Below are 16,398 nucleotides of genomic sequence, written 5' to 3' on the forward strand. Positions count from 1 at the left end.
AGAAGCCAATGAAGACCATCAATCAAACCGTCGCTTCGACCATCGCGGCGCTGCTGCTGGCAGGCGGCACTGCCGTCTGGGCGGGCCAGGGTCCGGCCGGGCATAGCCACAGCCACGACGAGACGTTCTCCGCCGGCGAGCCCGGCGATGCCAAGAAACCTGCCCGGATCGTCCAGGTGACCATGGGCGAGATGGACGGAAAGATGATGTTCATGCCCGCGAAGATCGAAGTCAAAACGGGCGAGCAGGTCAAATTCATGCTCCGCAACAACGGCGAACTCGACCACGAATTCATACTCGCGACGACCGCCGAAAATCTCAAGCACGCAGAGGCCATGAAGAAGAATCCCGACATGGAGCACGACGACCCGAACGGCAAGCGGCTTGCCCCCAAGAAGACCGACGAGATCGTCTGGAAGTTCAGCAAGCCCGGAGAGTTCGAATATTCGTGCCTTATCCCGGGCCATCGCGAAGCCGGCATGGTCGGCACGATCGTCGTCAAGTGATTCCATCAAAACCAAGGAAAACGTCATGAAAAATAAACTTGCAGCATCAGTTATCGCCGTCATTCTGGCGGCAACGTCGGCTGCTGCCCTCGCGCAGAACGCCATGGCCAACGGCGAGGTCAAGAAGATCGACGAGAGCGCCGGCAAGATCACCTTGAAGCACGGTCCTATCAAGAACCTCGACATGGACGAAGACGGCATGACCATGGTTTTCCGGGTGCAGGACCCCGGGATGCTCAAGCAGGTAAAGGTCGGCGACAAGGTGCAGTTCGAGGCCGAGCGGGCGACCGCAGGCATCACGATCACGAAGATGCAGAAGGGCAAGTAACGCCGGAACGACCGGCGCCGCCGTCTGAGCGAGCGGCGCCGGCCGAAAAGCGGATTTTGGAGGGAATGGATGGATGCCTCGTTGCGCCAGGCTGACGGAGTTGCGGCCGAACGACCGCTAGTCTTCGATCGCGTAAGCGGAATGCTGAGCGGAGCGGGCGTGATTGACCGGGTGGCGGTGCTCGCCCTGAAGGCTGGATCCGTCATCACGCGACCTTACGGGCATCGCGGCTTCAGGCTCGGTTGCAAGGCGGTCGCGACCGTCGTTGCCGATCGCGACATCATCGTCCGGTTGAACGATGATGCCGACTTTGCCATTCCGTTCTGCGACGGATATTGGAGCAGGATTCTCAACCCGAAATACGACTATGAAGAGGAGATCGAAGCCTTCTTAAAAAGTGCGGCGGACCTCAGATACTCCTTCGTCGACTGCGGGGCGAACTTCGGCTACTGGTCCGTGCTGGCATCCAGCTCGCCCTTCGGCGGGCAAGCGGCTCTCGCCGTCGAAGCATCTCCTGAGAACGCAAGGCGGCTGGCCAGAAACGCACGCCTCAACGGCGGCCGTTTCCGATGGCTGAACGCCGCGGTCGGCGATAGATCCGGCGGCTTTGCGCGCATCACTGGGGCACGACATGAAGCCTTTGGAACGCTGACGCTGAAGAAGAACGAGCCGGAAGCCGTGCAGATCGTTTCATTGGACGGGCTCGCCGCCGATGGCCTGATCGACACGGCGCTTCCCGTCGTCATCAAGCTCGACGTGGAGGGCGTGGAGATCGCGGCGCTGGCGGGCGCCGAAGGCCTATTGCGGCGCGACTGCGTCGTCATCTGCGAAGAGCACGGCCTCGACCGGACGCACGGCATCACGCGTCATCTCATCGATGAACTGTCTCTACGCGTTTTCGTGTTCGACCCCGGGCTGTGCCGTTTCATCCGACTGGAGGGCGTCGGACGCCTCGATCAGATCAAGAAGCACGCGTGGGTCGGCTACAACGTCTTCGCTACCTCCAGCACATTGTGGGAAGAGCGGATCCTCGCGGCAACCTGGAGGAATCGCTGATCGTTTCGTTGCGTCATGTCTGCCGCTCGTCACAGGAGGCGGAGTCACAAGGATTACCATTCGGCAGTCCGACCAGTGGTCGGCAGCCGCCACGTCGCATGAATGTCGTTGCACGAAAAAGCATGAGGTCCCCCAAGCGCTCCACCATGATCTGACCTTGGACGTTTCGACTCTTTGCGAGGTCCCTCGACCGCGCATGCCCTCGCTTGTCCCGACGGCATCGGTAAGACCGGTCTCTTAGTTTCGGGCCTCGCGGAACAACGGTTTGCACAAGCTGTTTGCGAGAGTGTTTTCTAACAATGGAGAATGTGATGACACGAAATACCCTGAAGAAGTCCGTTGCGTCCGTCGCGATCTTGTTTGCGCTCTCGGTGCCGTCGTTCGCCGACGACGCCGGTCACGCCTACATGAAGTCGATGGAGAAGATGGATGCCGACATGAAGAAGGGAATGGATCCGGATCCGACGAAGGCTTACGCGAAGATGATGGTTGCTCACCATCAAGGTGCGATCGACATGTCGCAGACGGTCTTGAAGGAGACGAAAGATCCCATGATCCGCGACATGGCGGAAAAGGCGATCAAGGACCAGACGAAAGAGCAGTCCATGCTCAAGGAGTGGATCGGCAAGCACGGCGGCTGAATGGCCTGACCCTAAGACGCGAGGACAACCATGATCGCACTTCCGTACGACTATTTTTTGATCGCCTGGTTCATCCTCGCGGCGGGCTCTACCGCGTACGTCGCTTTCGACCAGTTCAACGGCAATCCCGAGCCGACGGTGATGAAATGGGGCTTCATTCTCGTCACGCTCTACATGGGTCCCTTCGGATTGCTGCTCTACGTGCTCGCGGACAAGGAGCCCCGTCCAGGCGAGCATGAGCATTTCACTTCGCCGCTCTGGAAGCAGGGCGTCGGCAGCACGATTCACTGCGTCGCCGGCGACGCGACCGGCATCATCCTGGCGGCGACCGTGACGGCCCTGCTGGGCCTTCCGATGTGGATCGACCTAATCGTCGAATACATCGCGGGTTTCTCGTTCGGGCTGTTCATTTTCCAATCCCTCTTCATGATGAAGACGATGGGCGGATCCTACTGGGAGAACGTCCGCAAGAGCTTCATGCCGGAGTTCATCAGCATGAACGCGATGATGGCGGGAATGGCGCCGACGATGAGCCTGCTGATGATGGGCCGGGACATGCGGGCGATGGATCCGCTCGAACTCGTCTTCTGGGGTGTGATGTCAATCGGCGTCATGGTCGGGTTCACGACCGCCTACCCGTTCAACGTTTGGATGGTGAAGAAGAAGATCAAGCACGGACTGATGACCGAACGTCCGGGGGCACCCGGCGAACGGGACGACATGTCCGGAATGAAGTCCGAGACGGGTCGAATGTCGGATGAGCAAATGAGCCAAATGGAGGGGCATGGCGGACAACAGAGCGCAAAAAGGGCAACCGACCGCGAAGTGTCCCATGGCGGCGGCCATCGGATGGACGGCGACGCGACGACGCCGCAACTGGCTGCGCTCGCCGGCGTTACGTCGTTTCTTTTGATCTCCGGAATGGTGATTCCGGGCTTTTTGGTCAACCTCGGATTGAGCGCTCGCGACGTCGATGGCTCCATCATGCCGCCGGGGATGATCAACACTTTCGATCTACCCGGCGAGGCGATGAAGGACATGGCCGCCGTGAAGCCGCGTCAGGTGGCCTACGTGGCCGCGCCCGATGCGAGGGGCGACAAGGTCCTTGCGCCGCGCATCGAGAACGGGATCAAGGTTTTCGACATCAAGGCTGAGATCATCCGCTGGAACATCCTTCCGGACGTGGCGGTCGAAGCCTACGCCTACAACCGGCAGGTCCCGGGACCGCGGCTGCAGGTGACGGAGGGGGACCGCGTGCGGATAAACTTCCGCAACGCGCTTCCCGAGAGCACGACCGTCCACTGGCACGGACTGATCGTCCCGAACGAGATGGACGGACCGGCCAAGGTCACCCAGGATCCGGTGCCGCCGGGCGGTTCATACACCTATGAATTCGACGTGGGCCAGAGCGGCACATATTTCTATCACAGCCATGATCATCCGGACCGCCAGCAGGCTCTCGGGCTTTACGGCGCGCTGCTGATCACGCCGAAGGATGCCTCGACCGAGGTAAAGGCCGACCTCGACTACACGATCCAGCTACAGGAGTGGCTGAAGCGGGAGTGGCTGACCTATCCCGCCATGCTGATGGAAGGGGCGCTGCCGAACTACTTCACCATCAACGGCAAGGCCTATCCGTCCACCGACACCGTCGCAATGAAGGTCGGGCAGACCATCAAGCTCCGCTTCATCGGCACGAACAACAACTTCGTGCACCCCATGCACGTGCACGGCGGGCCGTTCGAAGTGGTCGCCGTGGACGGGGTGAACCTGAAGAACACCGCGCGATACCAGGCGGATACGGTCAACGTCGGTCCGGGCCAGCGCTACGACGTGGTCTGGACGGCGCGGAAGCCCGGCAAATGGCTGGTGCACTGTCACATTCCGCATCACACGGCAAACAACAACGTCGAGCAGCATGGCGGCGGAGGCCTCATGCTGGTCCTGAACGTGCAATAGGGCGGCAACAACGAAGGAGATGACCAGATGAAGATGAGCAAAGAGATGCAGGCGTGCATCGACGAATGCCTGCGCTGCTACCAGACGTGCCTCGGGACGGCGATGACGCACTGCCTGGAGGCGGGCGGCGAACACGTTGCGCCCCAGCATTTCCGGCTGATGATGGCCTGCTCCGAGATGTGCCGCACGGCGGCGCACTTCATGCTTCTGAATTCGCCCCACCATGCGCACGTCTGCGAAGAGTGCGCCGAGATATGCACCGAATGCGCCGCGGACTGCGAACGCATCGGCGGCATGGACGATTGCGTGACGGCATGTGCGCGTTGTGCCGAAAGCTGCCGGGCGATGGCAAGCTGATCGATGCCGACCTTGCAGCCGGTTAGAAGTTTCCAGCCAGACGAACCGTCCATGGCAGTGGCTTCGTCGGACCAAGTCAAGAGTACAATCACAACCTCCAAGGTCGCTTCGCCGCGAGGGCGGGATCTGCGTCTCGACCTGTTTCGCGGGCTCGCGAATTGGGCGATATTTCTCGATCACATTCCCAACAACTCGATCGCGTGGCTGACGACAAGAAATTACGGGTTCAGCGACGCCGCCGACATCTTCGTCTTCATCTCCGGCTACACGGCCGCGTTCGTGTACGCCCGGAGGATATCCGCACAGGGAATGCTCGCCGGAACGGCTCTGCTGATGCGGCGCGTCTGGCAGCTATATGTCGCCCACGTCCTGCTGTTCGTCCTCTACGCCGCGGCGATCGGATATGTCGCGCAGCGCTACGGGCACTCGCACCTTCTTGACGAATTCAACGTCGCCGGGCTCATCGAGCAGCCTGTCGCCACGCTCACGCAGGGGCTGATGCTGAAGTTCAAGCCGCTCAATCTGGATGTCCTTCCGCTCTACATCGTTCTGATGGCCGGCTTCCCGCCGTTGCTGATCGCCATGATGCGGTGGCCGCATGCGGCGTTGGCGGCCTCGACCGCGGTCTACCTGGCAGCACGCCTCTTCGGTTGGAACTTCTCGGCCTATCCTTCCGGCGGCTGGTACTTCAATCCGTTCGCCTGGCAGCTTCTGTTCACGCTGGGTGCGTGGGCGGCCTTGGGTGGTCGCGCGTGGATTCAGGTGCTGGTGCGGTCACGTGCCGTCCTTGCGGCGAGCGTCGCTTTCGTCGTCTTTGCGGCCGTCGTGACGCTCGCGAACCGTCTTGGCACGACGGGTCTTCTTCCCGCCGGCGTGCTCGAATGGTTCGTCCCGAACGACAAGACGAACCTCGCGCCTTACCGGCTGCTGCACTTGCTTGCGCTGGCCGTCATCGTGGTCCGTCTGGTTCCGGCCGATTGGAGCGGGCTGCGTTCCGCGGTGCTGCGGCCGTTGATCGTCTGCGGTCAGCGGTCCCTCGAAGTGTTCTGCGTCGGTATCCTTCTGTCGTTCGTCGGCCATTTCATCCTCGAAATGGATTCGGATGGATTGGCCGCTCAAGTCGCGGTCAGCGCCGCCGGTCTGATGCTGATGTCGTGCGTCGCCTTCTACCGGACCTGGTCGCGTTCGCTGGACCGGCCGCCGTCATCCGCAAAACCAGCCGCCGCACCCGGCGATCACTGCGAGCACCCTCAACAGCCAAAAAAGGTAGATGCTAAATGACGAGACGATTGGGTGTTGCGGTCCTTGCTGCGGTGGCTCTCTTTGGCGGAATTCTGTTCTACGTCGGCTACGGCTTCTACGATGTCGGCGCGGACACGCCGCATTGGGAAATCACGCGAAAAGTGATGGAGACCGTTCGCAACCGCTCCATCGCAGTCCGCGCAAGCCGGATCGAGCTTCCCGACCTTCAGGACGAACAGCTTGTTCTTAAGGGAGCAGGGCAATATGCGGCAATGTGCGTGAATTGCCATCTCGCGCCCGAACAGACGGACTCGGAAATCCGACCGGGCCTCTACCCCAAGCCGCCCAATCTTTCCGAGCAGCGTTTCGATCCCAAGACCGTGTTCTGGGTCACGAAGCACGGACTGAAGATGAGTGGCATGCCGGCCTGGGGTCTCGGGCATGACGATGCGACCATCTGGAGCATCGTTGCATTCGTCACCCGACTGCCTGGCCTGTCCGCCGAGCATTACAAGGACATGGTCGCGAGGGCGCCTCCGGACGAAGAGATGGAATCCATGGACAAGGGTGACGGCAAGAAGCCGGAAAGAGGCGAGAAGTCCGGGGCCGGGATGAGGATGCAGACCGAACAAAAGGGCGAACACAAGCACTGAGCCGAAAGCGAACGATAGTCGGCCGGAGGCAAGCGGAGGATGTCGGATGGTAGAGGACAACAGGTCGGCGCCGCGTCACAGGGTTTTGAAGGCCGCCACCATTTCCTTCGGAGGAGGGGCGATTAGCTGCACGGTCCGAAACCTTTCTGACAATGGCGCCTCGCTCGAGGTGGCGTCGCCGATCGGAATTCCCGACTCGATCGTCCTCGAGCTCGAAGGCGGCGGGCGACGATGCCGGGTGATCTGGCGCAAGGAGAAGCGGATCGGCGTCCGGTTCGTAGACCGGAAGGACAACCCCTGAGCGTCGTCTTAACTGTGCGGAGAGGAGCAAGTCCGGTATATTGGTTAGGCTGAACGAGGGGCAGGTTAGCAGGGGCGCGATGGCGAATCAGCCCCCGCGGAATTTTGAATGGGGTGGCTTAGCGAATGGACCAAACTTGGGTTGGGGATCTCATACGCCATTGGCGGGATGATGAGGCGGCGACGTACCGGACATGGTTTCTGTGGGACGCGCGGATAAAAAACTTCCGATCGATCAGGCGCGGACTTCAGGAGGTGATCGCCGAGATCAGGGCCGATACGTTCGGCAATGCCTACCGGGGATCTTCACTTGAGACCGTACTCGACTCAATTGCCGAGCAGCGGCAGGTCTTCAAAGGCGCCGATCATGCATTCATGTGGAAGCCCAAGCTGAGAATCCCGGACATATACGAAAGCCGGCCCAACCAGGTGGCCTTCGGGAACTTTCTCGATACCTGTCTCTGCTGTAACACGGAGGAACATGTGATCGAAGCGATCCAGACCCTTGACCGCGCAGCGATCAAGGGGCTCGGTCCTGCAGCGGCGAATCTGCTGTATTTCCTGCATCCGACGATCGCGCCGCCATTCAACACCGCCATCGTGAGGGGATACAATGCCCTGACGGGAGCGGATGTGAAATTGGGCCGGTGGGAGCAGTATCTTGCCATGCGCCGCGGAATCTTGTCGCTCAACTCACAGTACCGGAACCTGCTCTCCAATGATCTCGGGGCCGCGGCAGCGTTTCTGTTCGAAGTCGGCACCGGACGCTATCCGCTTCCGGAACGCGAACACGAAGGCTCCCTCGATCGTTGGAAAACCGACCTTGAACAAGTTCGCGCGGAATCCGCCGTGTCATCCAAAGCGGCAGCAGCGGCGCGCGAAGCGGATCATACCCACACCGAAATCCAGGGGTGGTTGCGGGATCTCGGCGTCGCGCTCGGTTTTCAGGTTTGGATCGCATCGAACGACGGGGCGAGGTCGTACAAGGAGGGACGACTGGCCGACGGCTGTCTCGATAGGCTGCCGGCCGCCCTGTCCGAAGCCGCCGCTGCGGACGCTATCCGTCTTATAGATGTGCTTTGGATCGAACCCGGCGGCGATGTCGCTGCCGCGTTCGAGGTGGAGCACACGACGAGCATCTATTCCGGGATCGTCCGGATGCTCGACTTGGCGCTCGGCATCGACGGTGCCGCAGCGCGCAACTTCTTCCTCGTCGCCCCGGACGACCGCGAAGACGAAGTGCGTGCGCAATTCGCCAGGCCGGCATTTTCGCGTGTTGGCGAACTCAATCTGCGTTATCTGCCGTACAGCGAGTTGCGGGACCACCGCGATGCCATCGCGCGCTTCGGCAACGGCATCAAGGGAATCCTGGCGATTGCACGGCCGATCAGGCCGATCGGTTCGACTGCCCAAGTCGCCGCCGGCAACGTTTGAGGGCGCTCTTGGCTCTTGGGCCGCAAGCTACGACATCCGCCCTTGGGCAATGCCGACGGGATTCGAATGCGGGCACTTCGATCCGACATCGAGGGCCGGCCTGCGGCCCGCGACGACGACTGGCCCGACTAACTCGGGCAAAGGCGACGGGTCGCAACGAGCGGGACGCTGCGCCCGAAAGCCGCGGAGGTATGGACCGATAGGCCTGTGGGCCCGCCGCGACCTTCGTGGGAGGCTTTTCGGGGCAGGCGAGTGTCCGGGGGCACGCTCCCGGGGATTTGTCAATCTGGAGGCTCCTCCGGCGCGGGTCGTCGTTGGGAGCAGCAGGGATGGAGGGATGCCCGAACAGAGATTATTTCGGTTTCGGCGCGGTCGCGCGGTCCCGTCGGTAATCGTCGATCTCGTCGACGAGACTAGCGACTTCCTTGACGCTCTGGCTCGGTATACCTCGCGCCCTTCCGAAACAATCGCGTTCACAAAGGACCCTTTCACGTCTTTCTCTCCGACGAATGTGGACCAGGAAGCCGGAACGATGTCGCAGCCCAAGCCGCATGCCACAACTGGCCGGGCTACGGCATAATGCGAATTCTCGACGGGGAGCCCGTCCCGAAGCACGACCAGCGGGTCGAAGTCACTGTCGGGACGCGCATCGCCGCGCGCCCTGCTGCCGAAGAGCCAAATCGATGCCGGCTTTAGTTCGGCGACGAGGCGGTCCCGTTGGAAGGCGATGGCGGCTTGTTCGCGAACGATTCAGTCTGGGACGGTTCCGAGCTTGTTGAGATCGTCGACGCTCTGCGAATTCTTGAGGAGCCCGCCAACCTGTTCGTAGGACCGGGTTACCTCGCTCAATCGGCTCATCTCTTGGACATTTTGCACGTTGGATTTCTCCAGCGCTCCGACCGAGAGTCTTACGGCGCCCGTCGGGATATCGAGAGCAGGAGTCTGGCTCTGAAATAGGTTGGAACCCACTGCCTGAAGCGGGCCGTCGAACCGAACGAGGCGAAGGCTGCCGACAATCCGTTGCCGGGAACTGATGGTGCCGTCGGCGGCTATCGTCAATGAGCGCTCTTCGGGCGCGATAGTGATCGGACCGCTACGGGAAAGTATCGCCTGGCCTTCCATAGTGACCAGACGTCCCGTCGCGTCGACCGTGAGCGCCCCCGCCCGCGTGTAGCGCTCTCCCTGCGGCGTCTGAACGGCAAAATAACCGTCGCCGACGATAGCGACGTCGAGAGGGTTGCCGGTGAGTTGAATGGCGCCTCCGGAGGAATCTGGATATTGGAATCCTGCATTGACCAGCGAGACGGGACGCTCCTTCTTACCGTCGGCATCGCCTTCCTTCGCCGGCGAGAGATATTCCTGAAAGGAAAGCTGGCGCGCGCGAAAGCCGGTCGTATCCGCGTTGGCGACGTTGTTGGCAACGTTGTCCAACCTCCGTTCGAGCGCGATCAGTCTCGACAGATGGATAATCGTGGTCTCGCCCATATGACCGCCGAATCAGCCTGTTCAGTTGCGGCCAAGCGTAGCAGATTTCCAAACCCCGCGCCTTCCAACTGTTAGGCCATTGCCAGGCTTGCGCCGTTCAAAGGCTCAAACGCTGCCGGATTATCCTTGCGCTCAATTAGTGGGCGCGCTGATTTGCGCAACCATTCGCAAAAATTGGTTATGCGAAGTCTCGGCCATAAAGGGTAGGGCGATCAGAAAAGTAAGGAATGTCGCAAGGATCTTGGGGGTTTGGATGAGCGTCTGCTCTTGGATTTGCGTCAGGGCTTGGAACAGCGAGACTGCAACGCCAACCACCGTGCCGACGATCAACAAGGGAGCAGAAATCACAACGACCGTAATGATGGCATCATGCGCAGCGCCCATCACTTCGAGACCGTTCATGAAGAATCTCCTTGCTGCAGTACAATCTTTTGCGTCCCAAATGGTTAACAATTGGTTAACAATTAGCTGCATCGTGCGCTGGAATCTATGCCCAGCAGAGCCTGCCAGTTTTCCTACGACTGAAAGGCTGCGGCGAACGTCTCAAGCCAAAGACGGGAAATTGCTGTGTCTTCTGCAGCTACGGGAACTTGCCATCCGCTTATGCAAGCGCAGCGACCGGTAGGCGAAGGCCGGGCGTGTTGCGACGCGCAGGAAGGATCTAAAAGATCCTTCGTGCGTCACGTCGCAGATGAAGGGCACCTCTCTCGTCGCGGTCGACAAGACAGTTTGGGTAATCGACGCGAACGATTTTTTCGTCATCAAACTTAGTTCGCTTCACGCTCAGTTGCTTCCTCTCAGCTTTTCGGTGTCGCAGGAAAGCCGGCGCCGGTCGTCGCGTTCGTTAGGTCTTTCACCTCTGCCTGCGCATCATCGAACACAACGACTGCAGTTTTTTCCTTGAACGAAACGATGACTTTCGAGACGCCAGAAACCTTCTCGATCGTCTTTTTTACCACGTAAGGACACGCCTCGCAGTACATGTTGTCTACCGCCAAGGTGATGGTCCGTTGCTCGGCCATCGCGAAGCCAGAGGAAGCAATGAGCAATCCGAGCGCCAGCGACGTTGTGAACCTTGTCATCGAGTCTCTCCATCCAAAGTCAGCGAGGGCCAAAGGAAAGGGAAGCAGGTAAATGCGGGACGCCAAGCATTGCGGGGACAACGCCGGGATCGGGAAATTCCAAATCGTATTCGCTTCTTGCGAGAGCGCACCTCGACCCCGGCGCTGAGGGCCAGGCTTGTGGCGCTCAAGATGGTCAGATCGCCAGGCCGGGAATCCAAATGTACACCGCGTTCAACATGTAGAAGCCCATCGCGATCAGGACAACGCCGCCGGCAATCTCGAACCCCCTCCGGTATCGCGCGAACTGCTTGAGGTTCTCTAGCCAACCGACGGCGAATGCGCCGATGGCGACCGGAACGGCGCGACCGAGAGCGAACGCGAGCAGCAGAACTACTCCGAGCCAAACCGACCCTATTCCCGCCGTCACACCGAGCAACACCACCAAGGTCGGCGTGCACACCGGACACACCGCGATTGCGAACGGGATCCCGAGCAGGAATGCTCCCCATGCGGCGGCCGGACGGCTCGCCCGGTAGCCGAACGACGGCAGCGGTATCCGAAGCCAACCGGTCCACATCAGACCCAGCAATATCAACAGCGGCCCGAGAAAAAGTCCCCAGCCTCTTCCAGCGATGTCCGCTGCCCATTTCCCGCCCAATCCGGCAATCAAGCCGAGAGCGACATGGGCGAGGATCATGCCGCCGATGAACATCGCGCCGAAGACCAGCGCTTGGCCCTTGTCGCGCCCTCTGGTGACGTAAGCGAGCGAAACCGGGATCGAAGCAAGAGCAACCGGATTGAAGCTGAAAAGGAGTCCGGTCAGAAACGCGATACCCGCGGCGGCGACCCCGGCATGTTCCACCGCTTGGCGAAGCGCGTCCGCGTCGATCACGTGCTCGCTCCACTTCGCTTCATCAAGGCTTCACGCAGTTGCGCAACCGTCGGCATCGACGTGAAAACGAGCACTCCATCGACGGCGATAGACGGCAGCGTAAGAACGCCCAGTTCCACCGCGTAGGCGAGATCATCGAGAACATTCAGTTCCCGCCATTCCAGCTCCTTCACCGACTCTTCCGCGGCCTCTCGGAGCTTGGCGTGCGCACTGTCGCATTCGGAGCAGCCCGGCGTATAGAAAATCTCGATCCTCATGTCATTGCCCCGGCCGTCCGTTCCAGCGCAGCGATAATCGTGCATTCGTTCACAGGCTGGGTCTCGTTCGCGCATTCCGCGATCAACTGGTCGAGCGCCTTGGACATCGCCTTCATTGCTCGGATCTTGCCTTCTATCTGCAATTTCTTCTCGACCGCCCGGGTGCGGACGTCGCCGCAACACGCCTTGTCGCGCCCCCGCAAAGCCAGCAGTTCGCGTATCTCGGCGAGCGTGAACCCGCAGTTCTGCGCATGCCTGATGAAGCGGATGCGCCGCGCCGAATCCGCGTCGTACAACCGGTAGCCGGCGGGGCTTTTGCCCGCAGGCTCGATGAGACCCTCCTGCTCGTAGTACCGCAGCGTGTCGTTGCTGACGCTCGCGAGGGAAGCCAATTTGCCGATGGTGAACATCCAGTCTCTCCAGCACGCGTTGTAACCCTTGGAGCATACTCGAAGGTCAAGCTGATCATGAGGGATGGGCCGCCTGTCGCGGCCCCTGAGCCAGACCGTTCGAACAAGACTTCGTTACCGCCCGGCGGTATTGGCCGGCGCGGGAGCCTCGGAACGAAACAACCACAAGGACACTAGCGCCAAGATCAATTCGACCCCGGCGAACAGGCCCAGGGCCATCCCGAAGCGGTGGCGAAGCAGTTCGCCGAAGAGGAGGCTGCCGAGGCCGAAGCCGATGAAGAGCGTGAACACGTTCAATCCCATCGCCTGTCCGGCACGTTTTCCGCCCAACGCGGTCACGATGCCAGCGAAAAGGGGCTGGGTCATGTCGTAACCCAGCGATAGGAGCGTGACGACGGCAACCGCCAACAAGAGGGGAGCCTCGATGATCAAAGCCGCCGCAGCGAGCGCCCCGCACAGGAGGCCTATCGGGAGCAAACGTGCGCGGCCGTAGCGGTCCGCCAAGCGGCCGATTGCGGGCCCGAACAGGAAGCCCGGCACGCCGTATCCAAGGAGCGCCAATCCGATGCCCACGGGCCCGAAACCGTAGCGTTGTTCAAAATAGAGGCCGAGCCAGGTGAATACTCCCGAATGGAAGATGGAATTGATGAAGACAAAGCCGTAGGTCCGCGCGCCTCGCTGCGTCGCGAGAAGGCTTCTGTAGCCTTGGAACAGCTCGCCAAGGCCGCCCCCGATGGTTTGCCCGGCGCCGCCGATGACATGGCGGTGGGGGATCAGAAAAAGGAGGACGCCCGCGCCTGCTCCGCCGACGGCAACGAAAATGCCACGCCATCCTATGAACGGTTCGAGAACCGCTCCAAAGGTCGAGCCGAAGGCCATGCCGCCCGCCATAGCTCCGAACAGCCATCCGAGCGCCCTGCCGCGGCGTTCATAAGGAAACAGGCGACCGACAAGGGTCAACGCAAGCGGCACGACGCCACCGGCGCCCAAGGCTGTCACGGCACGCCAAAGCGCGAGCTCCTCGACCGAGCGCGCAGTGGCCGTCATTGCAGTCAAGACCGAGAAGGCCGCTAATGACCCGACCATAATCCGCCATACGCCGAACCGGTCCGCCAGCAGGCCGTAGACGAGCGTTGCGACTGCGTAGGGCAAAAGGTAGGCCGGCACGATCAGCCCGGCCTCTTGCGGCGAGACCGCGAAGGTCTCCGCCAGCCGCGGGATGAGCGGCGCGACCATGAACGCCTGGAAGAAAATCACGAAGGTGGCTGCGGAAAGTGCCCGGAGCAGGCGCTCGCGCTGGGTCTCGCTGATGTCTTGCGTCACTGTGTTCAGGCCTTTGTGTTCAAATTCGCTTGTGTGGGTGTCGCGGCAATGGGTTGTCCCACGCTGCGGATCGCGTCGAGGAAGAGCCTCGGGCTCCCCCACAACGAGTTGATGAAGATCGCGGTGACGCTCACGGCCATCGCCACCATCGCCCATACCGGGTGGATCAGGCCCGTGGCGGCGAGCGGAATGCCGAAGCCGTTGAAGAGGAATGCAAGGATGACGTTCTGGACCATCTTCGCGTAGCTCCGCCGGCTGATGTCGCGGGCAATTAGGAGGGCGCCCAGACGGCTCGACAGGATGATGATGTCCGCAGCCTCGATCGCGATATCGGTGCCGCCGCCCATGGCGATGCCGATATCCGCCTGCATAAGCGCTGGCGCGTCGTTGATGCCGTCGCCGACCATCGCGACTCTGGCGCCGGCCTGTAGCTCCCGCACGATCTTGGCTTTGTCTTGCGGCAGCACTTCCGCATGCACCTCGTCGACGCCGACATCGCACGCGACACGGTTTGCCGCGCGCTCGTTGTCACCGGTGACGAGGATCGTTTTCAGCCCCGCCTTGCGCAGCGCCGCCACGGCCGCGATAGCGTCCGATCGGAGCGCGTCCCCCAAGGCGACAACGCCCAAAGCAATCCCATCCCGTGCAACAGCGACTACGGTACGCCCGTCCGCTTCCAGGGCTTCGATGGCTTTCCAAAGACCCGTCAGGTCGACATTCCGGTCGGCAAGGAATCGCGGACTCCCAACGAGAACGTTGCTTTCTTCGATACGTGCGACGACCCCCCTTCCGGGAAAAGCTTCGAACGACTCGACGTCCAGAGGCGTTGCCCCGCGATCGAACGCGGCCTTGATCACTGCCCGCGCGAGCGGATGCTCGGAGGATGCCTCGGCGGCGGCGGCGATTGCGAGAAGCTCCTGCTCGCTGACGTCCAGCGTTTCGACCTCTCGCACAGCCGGCCGCCCCTCGGTGAGGGTCCCCGTCTTGTCGAGAACGATGTGCGTGACAGACCGGAGGCCCTGAAAAGCTTCGCCGGTGCGCATCAGGATGCCGTGTTCGGCGGCCTGGCCGGCACCGCGCACGATCGAAAGCGGCGCAGAGATACCGATCGCGCAGGGATAACCCATCACCAGCACGCTCAAACCGGCAAAGACGGCGCGTTCTATGTCGACATGCCCCGTAGCCAGCCAGGAGCCGACGAGCCAGCCGACCACGGCAAGCGCGGCGATCAGAAGAACAATCGGCGTGTAGACGCGAAGCACGCGGTCGACCAGATGGAGGATGCCGGGCTTCAGCGCGCGGGCGTCCTCGACGTGTCGGATTACCTGGTTGAGGAAGCTGCCTTCGCCGATAGCGGTGACCGCTATTAGGAGGGTGCCCGTCGTATTGATCGATCCCCCGATAACTGATTCGCCTACCGTCTTCTCAACGGGGAACGACTCTCCGGTCACCAGCGATTGATCGACCCCGGAATGGCCGTCGACCACCGTGCCATCGGCAGGAATCCGGTCGCCTGGACGTATCCGGACGAGATCGCCGGGCTTCACCTGGTCGATCGGCAATTCCACCTCGTGCGAGCCGCGAACGACGCGCGCGGTCTCAGGCTGCAGGTCCAGGAGCCGCTTGACGGCCTGGGAGCTCCGCGTCTTGACGATCAGGGACAACCACTCCGAGAAGATGTGGTAGGTGCCGACCATCACCGCGACGGCGAAGAACGCCGCGGTCGGATATCCGGGCCGATCGAGGATGAGGCCGATAACGCCGCCAGCGATGCCCGCGAAGGCTCCGATCTCAAGCAGAACGTGCTGGTTGAGGATGCCACGCCGCAGTGCCTGGAAGGCCATAAACAGAATGTGTCGTCCGACCCCGAAGACCAGAACAAACGCCAACGCGGCGGCGAGCCATGGCGAGGCATGCGTCAGATACCCCCGCAGATTGAGGTAGAGCAGACCAAGGGCCATGACCGTTAGTCCTACCGAGGCGCCGATAGCGGCCCACAACCCGCTCGATCGCAGCACGAGGAAAACGAAGACGCCAAGGCTGAGGCAAACCAGCGCCGGCAGAAAGCCGATCCATCCCACCGCCGGATCGGCAATGATCGGAATCGCAGCGACGCTGAGAACCACCGCCATGACGAAGCGCCGGGCTTCGCGCACCAGATCGCGTTCCTCTTCTTCGAACGCCCGGAGCCTGCGGGGGTCGGAGATCGTGTAGCCGATGTCGCGCAAGGTTTGCAGCAACTGCTCCGGACGCGCGAGAGCCGGGTCGTATTCGACCAGCGCCTGTTCGTGCGTCAAGCTCACCGCGACCTTGTCGACGCCGGGCATTCGGCCCAGGGCTTTTTCGATCGTCCCGGTGCAGAGCGAACAATGAAGGCCTCCGATCCGGGCGCGTATTTTCCTGCGATCGGGTCTCGCCGAGGGCTCTTCGCTCCAAAGGTCGAATGTTGAAACAGTTGCTGTTGAGACGGTCATCGGAATCTCCGGAATCT

20 protein-coding genes are annotated in these 16,398 nt (G+C 61.4%); 11 read left to right on the plus strand and 9 right to left on the minus strand.

Going from position 1 to position 16,398, the window contains the following annotated elements:
• Positions 1-8 precede the first annotated feature (8 nt).
• The 10 genes from JQ573_RS34510 (at position 9) to JQ573_RS34555 (ending at position 8,476) form a co-directional block, all read left to right on the plus strand.
• Positions 9-506 carry a plastocyanin/azurin family copper-binding protein gene (locus tag JQ573_RS34510; protein WP_212319249.1) on the plus strand — a complete coding sequence of 166 codons (498 nt, stop codon included), beginning with the start codon at positions 9-11 and terminating at the stop codon, positions 504-506.
• A 25-nt stretch (positions 507-531) separates the two neighbouring features.
• Positions 532-834: a copper-binding protein gene (locus JQ573_RS34515; RefSeq protein ID WP_212319247.1), complete on the plus strand. Its 303-nt coding sequence runs from the start codon at positions 532-534 to the stop codon at positions 832-834.
• 69 nt (positions 835-903) lie between these two features.
• Positions 904-1,890 carry an FkbM family methyltransferase gene (locus JQ573_RS34520; RefSeq protein ID WP_212319245.1) on the plus strand — a complete coding sequence of 329 codons (987 nt, stop codon included), beginning with the start codon at positions 904-906 and terminating at the stop codon, positions 1,888-1,890.
• A 311-nt stretch (positions 1,891-2,201) separates the two neighbouring features.
• Entirely contained in the window at positions 2,202-2,531 is a 330-nt protein-coding gene (locus JQ573_RS34525; RefSeq protein WP_212319243.1) for a DUF305 domain-containing protein, read from the plus strand.
• 30 nt (positions 2,532-2,561) lie between these two features.
• Positions 2,562-4,490, plus strand: coding sequence for a DUF4396 domain-containing protein (locus JQ573_RS34530; RefSeq protein WP_212319241.1), 1,929 nt, complete (start codon positions 2,562-2,564; stop codon positions 4,488-4,490).
• 27 nt (positions 4,491-4,517) lie between these two features.
• Positions 4,518-4,847 carry a four-helix bundle copper-binding protein gene (locus tag JQ573_RS34535; RefSeq protein ID WP_212319239.1) on the plus strand — a complete coding sequence of 110 codons (330 nt, stop codon included), beginning with the start codon at positions 4,518-4,520 and terminating at the stop codon, positions 4,845-4,847.
• 51 nt (positions 4,848-4,898) lie between these two features.
• The gene (locus tag JQ573_RS34540; protein WP_212319237.1) at positions 4,899-6,128 is read left to right on the plus strand and encodes an OpgC domain-containing protein; all 1,230 of its coding nucleotides are present in this window, start codon (positions 4,899-4,901) and stop codon (positions 6,126-6,128) included.
• On the plus strand, positions 6,125-6,742 hold the full coding sequence (locus tag JQ573_RS34545; protein ID WP_212319235.1) for a cytochrome c: 618 nt from the start codon (positions 6,125-6,127) through the stop codon (positions 6,740-6,742). Before JQ573_RS34540 ends, JQ573_RS34545 begins: the two co-directional genes overlap by 4 nt.
• A 46-nt stretch (positions 6,743-6,788) precedes the next feature.
• Positions 6,789-7,043, plus strand: coding sequence for a PilZ domain-containing protein (locus JQ573_RS34550; RefSeq protein WP_212319233.1), 255 nt, complete (start codon positions 6,789-6,791; stop codon positions 7,041-7,043).
• Between the two features lie 125 nt (positions 7,044-7,168).
• Positions 7,169-8,476 carry a type II restriction endonuclease gene (locus tag JQ573_RS34555; RefSeq protein WP_212319231.1) on the plus strand — a complete coding sequence of 436 codons (1,308 nt, stop codon included), beginning with the start codon at positions 7,169-7,171 and terminating at the stop codon, positions 8,474-8,476.
• Positions 8,477-8,503: 27 nt separating this feature from the next.
• Here the strand turns inward: JQ573_RS34555 and JQ573_RS34560 are convergent, their stop codons facing one another.
• The 3 genes from JQ573_RS34560 to JQ573_RS34570 form a co-directional block, all read right to left on the minus strand.
• A complete protein-coding gene (locus tag JQ573_RS34560; RefSeq protein ID WP_212319347.1) occupies positions 8,504-9,226 on the minus strand; it encodes a nucleotidyltransferase domain-containing protein in 723 nt (240 codons plus the stop codon).
• The gene (flgF, locus tag JQ573_RS34565; protein WP_212319229.1) at positions 9,227-9,961 is read right to left on the minus strand and encodes a flagellar basal-body rod protein FlgF; all 735 of its coding nucleotides are present in this window, start codon (positions 9,959-9,961) and stop codon (positions 9,227-9,229) included.
• Between the two features lie 132 nt (positions 9,962-10,093).
• Positions 10,094-10,363: a flagellar biosynthetic protein FliQ gene (locus JQ573_RS34570; RefSeq protein WP_212319227.1), complete on the minus strand. Its 270-nt coding sequence runs from the start codon at positions 10,361-10,363 to the stop codon at positions 10,094-10,096.
• 119 nt (positions 10,364-10,482) lie between these two features.
• On the opposite strand from JQ573_RS34570, the gene JQ573_RS40705 reads away from it, so the two are divergent.
• On the plus strand, positions 10,483-10,626 hold the full coding sequence (locus tag JQ573_RS40705; protein ID WP_312011729.1) for a GDCCVxC domain-containing (seleno)protein: 144 nt from the start codon (positions 10,483-10,485) through the stop codon (positions 10,624-10,626).
• Positions 10,627-10,758: 132 nt separating this feature from the next.
• Here the strand turns inward: JQ573_RS40705 and JQ573_RS34575 are convergent, their stop codons facing one another.
• The 6 genes from JQ573_RS34575 to JQ573_RS34600 all read right to left on the minus strand — a co-directional run bounded on the left by JQ573_RS34575 (position 10,759) and on the right by JQ573_RS34600 (position 16,381).
• Entirely contained in the window at positions 10,759-11,043 is a 285-nt protein-coding gene (locus tag JQ573_RS34575) for a cation transporter (RefSeq protein ID WP_212319225.1), read from the minus strand.
• Between the two features lie 175 nt (positions 11,044-11,218).
• Complete coding sequence (locus tag JQ573_RS34580; RefSeq protein ID WP_212319223.1) at positions 11,219-11,917, minus strand: cytochrome c biogenesis protein CcdA; 699 nt, start codon at positions 11,915-11,917, stop codon at positions 11,219-11,221.
• Complete coding sequence (locus tag JQ573_RS34585) at positions 11,914-12,174, minus strand: thioredoxin family protein (protein WP_212319222.1); 261 nt, start codon at positions 12,172-12,174, stop codon at positions 11,914-11,916. The genes JQ573_RS34580 and JQ573_RS34585 overlap by 4 nt, the downstream gene beginning before the upstream one ends.
• Complete coding sequence (locus JQ573_RS34590) at positions 12,171-12,584, minus strand: heavy metal-responsive transcriptional regulator (RefSeq protein ID WP_212319220.1); 414 nt, start codon at positions 12,582-12,584, stop codon at positions 12,171-12,173. Before JQ573_RS34590 ends, JQ573_RS34585 begins: the two co-directional genes overlap by 4 nt.
• A gap of 114 nt (positions 12,585-12,698) precedes the next feature.
• Positions 12,699-13,907 carry an MFS transporter gene (locus JQ573_RS34595; RefSeq protein ID WP_212319218.1) on the minus strand — a complete coding sequence of 403 codons (1,209 nt, stop codon included), beginning with the start codon at positions 13,905-13,907 and terminating at the stop codon, positions 12,699-12,701.
• Between the two features lie 5 nt (positions 13,908-13,912).
• A complete protein-coding gene (locus tag JQ573_RS34600; protein WP_212319216.1) occupies positions 13,913-16,381 on the minus strand; it encodes a cation-translocating P-type ATPase in 2,469 nt (822 codons plus the stop codon).
• Positions 16,382-16,398: the final 17 nt, after the last annotated feature.

The organism is Bradyrhizobium sp. AUGA SZCCT0105 (genome assembly GCF_018129565.1).
In the GTDB taxonomy this organism is placed as follows: Bacteria; Pseudomonadota; Alphaproteobacteria; order Rhizobiales; family Xanthobacteraceae; genus Bradyrhizobium.

Bases quoted from the DNA above. Each gene is read 5' to 3' on its own strand.
- JQ573_RS34510 (WP_212319249.1), top strand. From the start codon at position 9: ATGAAGACCATCAATCAAACCGTCGCTTCGACCATCGCGGCGCTGCTG.
- JQ573_RS34515 (WP_212319247.1), top strand. From the start codon at position 532: ATGAAAAATAAACTTGCAGCATCAGTTATCGCCGTCATTCTGGCGGCA.
- JQ573_RS34520 (WP_212319245.1), top strand. From the start codon at position 904: ATGGATGCCTCGTTGCGCCAGGCTGACGGAGTTGCGGCCGAACGACCG.
- JQ573_RS34525 (WP_212319243.1), top strand. From the start codon at position 2,202: ATGACACGAAATACCCTGAAGAAGTCCGTTGCGTCCGTCGCGATCTTG.
- JQ573_RS34530 (WP_212319241.1), top strand. From the start codon at position 2,562: ATGATCGCACTTCCGTACGACTATTTTTTGATCGCCTGGTTCATCCTC.
- JQ573_RS34535 (WP_212319239.1), top strand. From the start codon at position 4,518: ATGAAGATGAGCAAAGAGATGCAGGCGTGCATCGACGAATGCCTGCGC.
- JQ573_RS34540 (WP_212319237.1), top strand. From the start codon at position 4,899: ATGGCAGTGGCTTCGTCGGACCAAGTCAAGAGTACAATCACAACCTCC.
- JQ573_RS34545 (WP_212319235.1), top strand. From the start codon at position 6,125: ATGACGAGACGATTGGGTGTTGCGGTCCTTGCTGCGGTGGCTCTCTTT.
- JQ573_RS34550 (WP_212319233.1), top strand. From the start codon at position 6,789: ATGGTAGAGGACAACAGGTCGGCGCCGCGTCACAGGGTTTTGAAGGCC.
- JQ573_RS34555 (WP_212319231.1), top strand. From the start codon at position 7,169: ATGGACCAAACTTGGGTTGGGGATCTCATACGCCATTGGCGGGATGAT.
- flgF (WP_212319229.1), bottom strand. From the start codon at position 9,961: ATGGGCGAGACCACGATTATCCATCTGTCGAGACTGATCGCGCTCGAA.
- JQ573_RS34570 (WP_212319227.1), bottom strand. From the start codon at position 10,363: ATGAACGGTCTCGAAGTGATGGGCGCTGCGCATGATGCCATCATTACG.
- JQ573_RS34575 (WP_212319225.1), bottom strand. From the start codon at position 11,043: ATGACAAGGTTCACAACGTCGCTGGCGCTCGGATTGCTCATTGCTTCC.
- JQ573_RS34585 (WP_212319222.1), bottom strand. From the start codon at position 12,174: ATGAGGATCGAGATTTTCTATACGCCGGGCTGCTCCGAATGCGACAGT.
- JQ573_RS34590 (WP_212319220.1), bottom strand. From the start codon at position 12,584: ATGTTCACCATCGGCAAATTGGCTTCCCTCGCGAGCGTCAGCAACGAC.
- JQ573_RS34600 (WP_212319216.1), bottom strand. From the start codon at position 16,381: ATGACCGTCTCAACAGCAACTGTTTCAACATTCGACCTTTGGAGCGAA.